This window comes from Bartonella sp. AA16NXGY (assembly GCF_042197325.1).
Taxonomy (GTDB): Bacteria; Pseudomonadota; Alphaproteobacteria; order Rhizobiales; family Rhizobiaceae; genus Bartonella.
On the sequence record NZ_JBHIRR010000045.1, the window covers coordinates 1 to 1,991 of the forward strand.

General features: G+C 41.3%; 1 pseudogene. It reads left to right on the forward strand.

The features are described 5' to 3' along the window. Positions 1 to 1,991 (forward strand): annotated as a pseudogene (locus ACFINK_RS09225) (hypothetical protein); the annotation flags it as partial.

The window sequence follows — 1,991 nt, forward strand, 5'->3', positions numbered from 1 at the left end:
GGTGAGAGTTCACATGATGCGATTAATGGTAGTCAGATCAACACGATTTCTCAGAATGTAGCTAAATTCCTTGGTGGTGATGCGGCATTTAAAAGCGGTAGCTTTATCAACCCTACTTATAACTTATCTCGCGTTTCTGAAGATGGTGAGGTAACACAAAAAGCCTTTACCAATGTTGGTTTAGCATTTGAAGGACTTGATGCAAATATCAAAAATGTGAATCAGCGTATTAAGGAAGTCTCAGAAGGAGTTGCACAAGATTCTTTATCATGGAGCGAGGGTGAAAAATCTTTTGTAGCCTTGCATGGAGGAAAAGACGGTGCAAAGACAAATAGCAAGATTAAGTTCCTTGCGGCAGGAGATATTACGAAAGAATCGACAGATGCAGTAAATGGCTCCCAACTTTATTCTTTAGGAAAAGATCTTGCATCGTACTTAAACGGTGATGCTAAGTATGAGAAAGATCAATGGTTGTTGCCTAGATTTAAAGTTACACACCTTAAAGAAGATGGCACATCAGAAGAAGCTGAGTATGATAGTGTTTCAGAAGCTCTTTCAGGTGTTGGTAATTCTTTCACGAATGTGGTTAAAGACTTTAATGACAAAGTCACGAATATTACGCAGGAAGTTCAAGGCGATGCGCTGTTGTGGAATGAAAGTGAAAAAGCCTTTGTAGCCAAGCATGGGGAAGGTAAGGACAGAAACAATAGCAAATTGAAGTTTCTTTTAGATGGAGAGGTTTCTGCAAGCTCTAGTGAAGCAGTCAATGGTTCTCAGCTTTTTGATACGAATAAGACTGTTGCAACTTATTTAGGCGGTGGCGCTGAATATGAAGAAGGAAAATGGAGTGCTCCAAGCTTCAAAGTTAAGATCGTCAAAGAAGATGGCAGTGCTGTTGAAGAACAAAGTTATGATGATGTTGCTAAAGCATTTGCTGGTGTAGGGAATTCATTCACGAATATTCACAAAGAGCTTAAGAATGAGATTAACCAAGTTGTGGGAGATAGTCTTGTTAAACAAGATGAAAAGATACATGTTATTAGTGTAGGGGGTGAAAAGAGTGGTACAGAAGTTAAGCTTTCGAATATTGATGGTGCCGCACGGACTCTTTCCGGTGTGAAATCAGGAACGCTTTCGGAAGCATCGAGTGAAGCGGTCAATGGTTCTCAGCTTTTTGATACGAATAAGACAGTTGCAACTTATTTAGGTGGTGGCGCTGAATATAAGGAAGGTCAATGGAGTGCTCCAAGCTTCAAAGTTAAGATCGTCAAAGAAGATGGCAGTGCCGTTGAAGAGCAAAGTTATGATGATGTTGCCAAAGCGTTTGCTGGTGTAGGGGCTTCATTCACGAATATTCACAAAGAGCTTCAGAATGAGATTAATAAAGTTGTAGGAGATAGTCTTGTTAAGCAGGATGATGCCACAAAGGTAATCAAGATAGGTGATGAAAAAGAGGGTAGTGCAATCACAATTTCAAACATGAATGGTGATGCACGTAGTCTCTCTGGCGTGAAAGCGGGCACACTTTCTGAAGGCTCGACGGAAGCAGTGAATGGTTCTCAGCTTTATTCCTTGAATCAGACGCTGGCGACTTATTTTGGTGGTGGAGCTCACTATGAAGATGGTCAATGGGTAGCACCTACTTTCAAAGTTACGACATTTAATGATGATGGTAGTCCAGAAGAGCATAGCTACCCTAATATTGCGGAAGCGTTTGCTGGTGTAAGCAATTCCTTTACAAAGCTTCATAATGAGATTTCAGACAATATTGAGCAGAATGCGTTGTTGTGGAGTGATGAAGACAGTGCGTTTGTAGCGCTTCATGGGAAGGGAGATAAAAGAAGTAAGAGCAAACTGAAGTCAGTTTTAGATGGCGATATTTCTGAAGGTTCGACAGAGGCGATTACGGGCAATCAGCTTTATTCCTTGCATCAGACGCTAGCGATGTATTTAGGAGGAGGAGCTAGCTATGAAGGTGGCGAATGGAGGGC